The sequence below is a fragment of the Pseudomonas sp. VMV1 genome (assembly GCF_056790235.1).
Genome location: NZ_JBXGSE010000024.1, coordinates 1 through 5648 on the forward strand (window position 1 = coordinate 1; position 5648 = coordinate 5648).

At 49.8% G+C, this 5648-nt stretch carries 4 protein-coding genes and 1 pseudogene; 3 read left to right on the top strand and 2 right to left on the bottom strand.

Translation table 11 applies throughout. The features are described 5' to 3' along the window. Together ACUCV0_RS23840 and ACUCV0_RS23845 are read left to right on the top strand one after the other, a co-directional pair. Positions 1-1006: CocE/NonD family hydrolase C-terminal non-catalytic domain-containing protein (locus ACUCV0_RS23840; protein ID WP_482213908.1), on the top strand; the 1006-nt coding region annotated here is incomplete at its 5' end. Positions 1007-1554: 548 nt separating this feature from the next. Further along, on the top strand, positions 1555-2046 hold the full coding sequence (locus ACUCV0_RS23845) for a MarR family transcriptional regulator (protein WP_482213909.1): 492 nt from the start codon (positions 1555-1557) through the stop codon (positions 2044-2046). Between the two features lie 965 nt (positions 2047-3011). Here the strand turns inward: ACUCV0_RS23845 and ACUCV0_RS23850 are convergent. Then, positions 3012-3761, bottom strand: coding sequence for an SDR family oxidoreductase (locus tag ACUCV0_RS23850; RefSeq protein ID WP_256664698.1), 750 nt, complete (start codon positions 3759-3761; stop codon positions 3012-3014). A 95-nt stretch (positions 3762-3856) separates the two neighbouring features. Between ACUCV0_RS23850 and ACUCV0_RS23855 the strand changes: the two genes are divergently transcribed. Continuing rightward, on the top strand, positions 3857-4801 hold the full coding sequence (locus tag ACUCV0_RS23855; RefSeq protein ID WP_158895956.1) for a LysR family transcriptional regulator: 945 nt from the start codon (positions 3857-3859) through the stop codon (positions 4799-4801). A 126-nt stretch (positions 4802-4927) separates the two neighbouring features. Here the strand turns inward: ACUCV0_RS23855 and ACUCV0_RS23860 are convergent. After that, positions 4928-5648: pseudogene (locus ACUCV0_RS23860) on the bottom strand (MFS transporter); the annotation flags it as partial.

A 5648-nucleotide genomic window follows, 5' to 3' on the forward strand; every position in this document is an offset into this window, starting at 1 on the left:
AGTGCCTGCTTATATTGTGGCATCGTACGACAATATGGCCCACACCCAAGGAACCTTCGATGCTTATACCGATATCGGGTCAAACCAAAAATGGCTACGTATTCACAATACAATGGAATGGCCAGACTTTTATGAACCAAGGTATATAGAGGAGCTAGCGGAATTTTTTGATCATTATCTAAAAGGCTTGGCCAATACGTGGCTAAAAACTCCCCAAGTAAGGATCTCAGTGATAGATCCAGGCGGTGAGGACGAGGTAGAGCGAGTAGTTGATTCTTGGCCCCCTTCGGGGTATCAGCATCGACCCCTTTTTCTAAGAGCGGATGGCACGATGAACACTGAGCCAGCGGCCGATCCAGCCAGCTTGCAGTACGCAGTTGATGATGGACATCCAACCGTTTACAGAATGAAGGTAGACTATGCGGCCGAAATCATTGGCGAGTTAAAGCTTAAGCTATGGGTTGAGGCTCGCGGATCAGACGATATGGACCTAGTGGTCGTCGTGGAAAAGCTTTCTGCAACAGGGCAGATTACTTTGCATCCGCTAGGTACGGGCGAAATCAAACCCTTTCAAGCCGTAGGGCTACAGCGGGCATCTAGACGCAGGCTCGATGAACATCGGTCAACTCCTGCATATCCAGTGCTTTTGATGCAGGACGACCAACGGTTGTCCGCGGGCGAGATCGTGCCATTGGAAATATCTCTATCTCCTTTGGGCCTACGTTTACACGAAGGGGAAATTCTGCAGGTGATGGTAGCGCCGTATAAACCCATACCCATGAGTCTACCACTAGGTTCAGCGCGCATCTCCGTTCCAGTCGGGTGTTTTACTTACCCACCTGGAGAGTCAGTTGAATTTAAAACATTAGGTGGCGATGCCAGTACATCTCCAGATTGGGTGGCACAGCAAAAAGTTCCAGAGACGACGCGTAATTCAGGATTGCACGTGTTTCATATAGGTGGGGATTACGACAGTCACTTACTGGTACCCATAAAAGCGATCTAGCTGCGACATACACAATAGGAGACTCGAACTTACAGGTTTACGATCCGTCGCGCGCTAGCAGAATGATGTCCATTGCGTAAGCGCGCGTAGACCGCAAAAGAACGTTATTATTGTATCCATTTGGCAGTATTTATAAGGTACAATCCAATGAAATAATCACGCGACAATTAGAAATTTTTTGAAATTTACAGAAAGTTTGCGTATAGCTATTAGAGCGGAGCGCAAACCCTGTGTATTGTAAGGTGAGATAAATTATACACGGCGCATGTGCATACTGAATACGGCCTTCTTCCGAACGATGTCGATCCCAGACTTTAATAAAGACACTGCATTATTAAATATTTGTGAAAAAGCGGCGCCATATATTGCGCGAGATTCTCGTACATCCAAGATCGCTAAATTTTTAATATTAATAAATACTACCAAGGTAAAGGCAAATTTTTACTTTATTATGTCGTCGAAGCTTGGCTGCACTAACAAGTTCACTCAATCTATTCTCGTGGTACTATTCTAAAGTGGTTCATCCGATTATTTTGGAAAATAACCCAATGCCCCACTTCAATTCTAAAGAGATTCCTTTGCTCAACTCGGTAGGTCACTTACTCTACCTTGCCAACCAATACAGGGATCGTCCAATAAATAGCTACCTTACGCATCACAACATCACGGCTGCTCAATTTAATTTACTAATTTTAATCAAACGTGATCGCATTGATAGCCCAACCGAACTTCGTCGCTGTCTTTCCATCGATAGCGGTGCCCTAAGTCGTGTGCTCGATCGCGTCGAAGCCAAAGGGCTACTGCGCCGCGCATATAACCTGAGCGAGCTTCGCCAAGTTCGGCTAGAGCTAACTGACGCAGGGATAGCGTTAAGCAGCGAACTATTTCCGGTCTGTGATTACGCACTCAATAACCTCACTCAATTCTTAAGCAGCGAAGAAAAATCTGATCTAAAACGGCTTTTGAACAAAATAATGAGAAAATACCTTAATATGACGACCTGCGTTTCGCTTAGGATTTCAAGTGCGGCAAATATTTAAGTGTCAAGTTTAATCGATGTTTAATGCATTAATACCCATCAATCAACATCGCATTTCCGTCACCCTAATTATCCACCCCTCTAGCATTTACTTTACAAAGAGACAAGCCGTCGTTTCATGCCTACTTTTGATACTGATGTTTAATCATATGACACTTATGATGGCGGAGTTAGTTTGAAAACTCAAACACGCTCAAACGCAAATTACGAGCCATTTTTCGCCAAACAATAACCGGCTAAATAGCGACAGGGTCACAGTCCCTTAGAGTGCTTTGATATCGTATTTTGATTGGCGATAATACTGCAGCAACGCCTGCTGGGACTGAATTCGGTACCTGGCAGACGCACCGGTTTAGTAGATGGGCGAAATGCTACAAGTCTGCCCGGCGCCTAGTAGCAGTTTAAAAAGCAGCGGAAACTTGTAGCATTACACACCAACGTAGCTCGTGGATAACAGATTGCAGTTATAGCGCTGTATGAGACTCGTTGATTGATCACCTTACCGGGTCCCAGCCGCTACTTTGGCATGTATCGCTGCGTAGTCGATCATCCCTTTGTCTAGAACGATATTTCTCCTGGCGATACTGTAGATCTAGACGCACTAGAAAGTGCACGACGGTACGTTATCCAGTGTATTATTGTGTTGAGTAACGGCATGGTCGATCAATATTCTACTGTCGTACGCATGCTCGTAACGATGGTTCACGGCTGGCTCCTATGCTATCAAGACGCTAAGTTAAGTTGCCTGGTCCTGACCAAGATAGGTTGTAGTGATAGTGCCATCTGGAGCAGATGGAAACTTGACTCGAAGTGAAGATTTTAGCATCACAATCCCTACCTGCGAGGTCTGTCATAAAATGGCTGAGACAAGCATATACTTGCCCCAGCTGCTGCACAATCGCAGAGCTGAAATAGCTCAGCTCATCGTAGAAAAGGACAATAATAAAAACTTATAGTGCTCTTAGTCTAAAGCACGATACTTTGGTTAACCTGAGCGAACACAGCATCATAGTCCCCAGCTTCTGCTCGCCGTAGTGGTAGCACATTCGCCACACAGATTTCCTGCGGCGTTGGCTGTTGCTGGAACAGTGCCATGACCTCATTAATGAACACCGGCAGCGGCATTTCGTGTGGTGCTTGCTGATCTGACCCCAGCAAGCCGGTGTGTACCGCGGGCGGAATAATTTCAATGACCTCAACTGGGCTATTACGCAACTGATGACGCAGAGATTGACTGTATGAATGGATCGCCGCCTTTGTTGCACAATAGCTCGGAACCAATGTCAACGGTACATGCGCCAAGCCAGATCCTACATTTATGATCGCGGCTTCGTTTAGTGTCTGCAGATGTAGTACGAGCGCTGCATTTAGACGCACCGGCCCTAAAAAGTTTGTCTCCATCAGTGCATCCAGTTGGTCAAGCGCAGATTCACCCTTCGTCAGATCCTCCTGCTGCATTATGCCGGCATTGTTTATCACCACATTGAGCATCGGATGCTGTGCGGTGATCTTTCGAGCAAAGTCACTCACCGCAGCTCGATCCTGTATGTCCAGCTCGTAGGCGACCATGCCAGGGTTTGCTGCCACCACTTCGTCCAATGTGTCCTTGCGACGACCTGTAATAATGAGTTTATTTCCGAGTGAGTGGAACGCCTGCGCCAGTGCGCGGCCAATACCGGACCCTGCACCTGTAATCAAAATGGTATTGCCTGTCATCCTCATATCAATGCTCCGACGCTGTAGTGAGAGGAAACAGTGTATAACATGACGTAGATGAATGGCTGACAAGCATTAGATGACGAGGAGTCAACATGGCTTTTGATGCCAAGCTATTGGCGGGTATAGGCGTATTTGCTGCCGTATCCGATATGGGTAATTTCACTAATGCAGGCGCAGCGCTTGGTATTACTGGCTCGGGGGTCAGTAGGGCTATCTCCCGACTTGAGCAACGAGTCGGCGCTAGGCTGTTCGAGCGTAGTCCACGCGCCGTCGTTCTCACCGAAGAAGGGCAGCGCTTCTACAATAGGGTCAAGCCGATCCTAGAAGAAGCAGAAGCTGCGGCCAGCGACCTCGTCACCGGGCAGTCCCTGGTCACTGGCAGGCTGCGTATCGCAGCTGATGCCCCATCAGCCAGCCTCGTGCTTGCAGGTGCTTTATCGGCGCTGCGTATCTCTTACCCCCAACTTAGTGTAGAAATCGTGGTGCGAGATACCTTGAATGACCTAGTCAGCGATGGTTTTGATGCGGCGCTGCGCTTCGGCGATGTCGAGGCGAAGGGCCTAACACGTATAAATCTCGCAAATACTCGAATTCTAACCGCTGCAGCACCAGCATTGTTAGCATCCACTGGGGTCCCTGCACGACCGCAAGATCTCAATGCCTTACCCTGCGTCCTAATGCGTGATCCGATAAGCGGCTCTGCCTACCCATGGCGTTTCATCAGTGCTTCGGGGAATCTCAATGTACGTGCTGCAGGTGGGATACTAGTAAGCGATGGCACGACTTTGCTCGCAGCCTGCATTGAAGGCGTAGGATTTGCGCAACTTTTAGAAATTGAAGCTCGTTCTGCGCTCCGATCTGGACAACTGCATCGATGTTTCGAGGAGTGGGGAGAAGAGCTATACCCTCTTGCACTCTACGTTTCTGCTAGGAGCGTCCGTCCTGCGCGCGTAGATGCACTCATTATGCAACTTCAAACGCGGTGTAGATTGCTGATAATGTCAGGCGTGCTTGTGGGCCTAGACGGGCCCGCGTGACGCAAAATAACCTGCGCACACGCTTTCGTACTGCCTATCTTGGAACTCACAGCGAACAAAAAATACGTTTATAGGGCTACTACCTCGGGCAAATGATAGAACCTAGCGCGAGTTCACTATAATTTAGCCGACGATAGCGTCGTTGCGGCCGATGCCAGAGGCCCATCCCAGGCAAGTGGAGCGAATGGGAAGGCCATAGAGTTGGGCGGCTGTGGCGTACAGCAGGATCTGCGTACCGATGGTGGTGGCCCCAGCCACGAAGATCAGCAGGTAGAGCACAGGCATCGTGCTGTTCACCTCTAGCAGACTGGTCGACAACGCAGCCACGGCGGGGAACACAGCCATTACCTTGACCAGGTTCAAGCGGTCACGCAGCCAGCCAACCAATATCGTCCGGCCATGCCGCCGAAGTTCAGCGCCAGCAGGAAAGACAGGCTCGCGCCCAGGCTGTAGTCGGCGCCCGCCGCGAGCGTGGTGAGCCATGAGCCCAGCGCGCAAACCATAAGCAGGCAACCCAGATGGCCAGGGTGCGCTCCACCAACCCGTACCGGAACAACTCGGCGACCGAGCCACCACAGGCCTTGGTCTCGCTGATCAAGTACGTCGTGCGCACCAATGCCCGCATCCGTTGCTAGGCGGTACAGCAAGTGACGGGCTTTCTCGATATGGCCTTGGCGAATCAGAAAACCCACCGACTCCGGCAGCCAGTAGAGGATGGCCGGTAGCAACAGAGGTGGCAAGGTTGCCACGAAGAACATCGAGCTCCAGCCGATCTGCGGTAACATGTAGATGCCCAAACCGGCAGCCAGCATCCCACCCAGGGAATCGCCGCTGAACATCACCGCCA

Bases quoted from the DNA above. Each gene is read 5' to 3' on its own strand.
- ACUCV0_RS23855 (WP_158895956.1), top strand. From the start codon at position 3,857: ATGGCTTTTGATGCCAAGCTATTGGCGGGTATAGGCGTATTTGCTGCC.
- ACUCV0_RS23850 (WP_256664698.1), bottom strand. From the start codon at position 3,761: ATGACAGGCAATACCATTTTGATTACAGGTGCAGGGTCCGGTATTGGC.
- ACUCV0_RS23845 (WP_482213909.1), top strand. From the start codon at position 1,555: ATGCCCCACTTCAATTCTAAAGAGATTCCTTTGCTCAACTCGGTAGGT.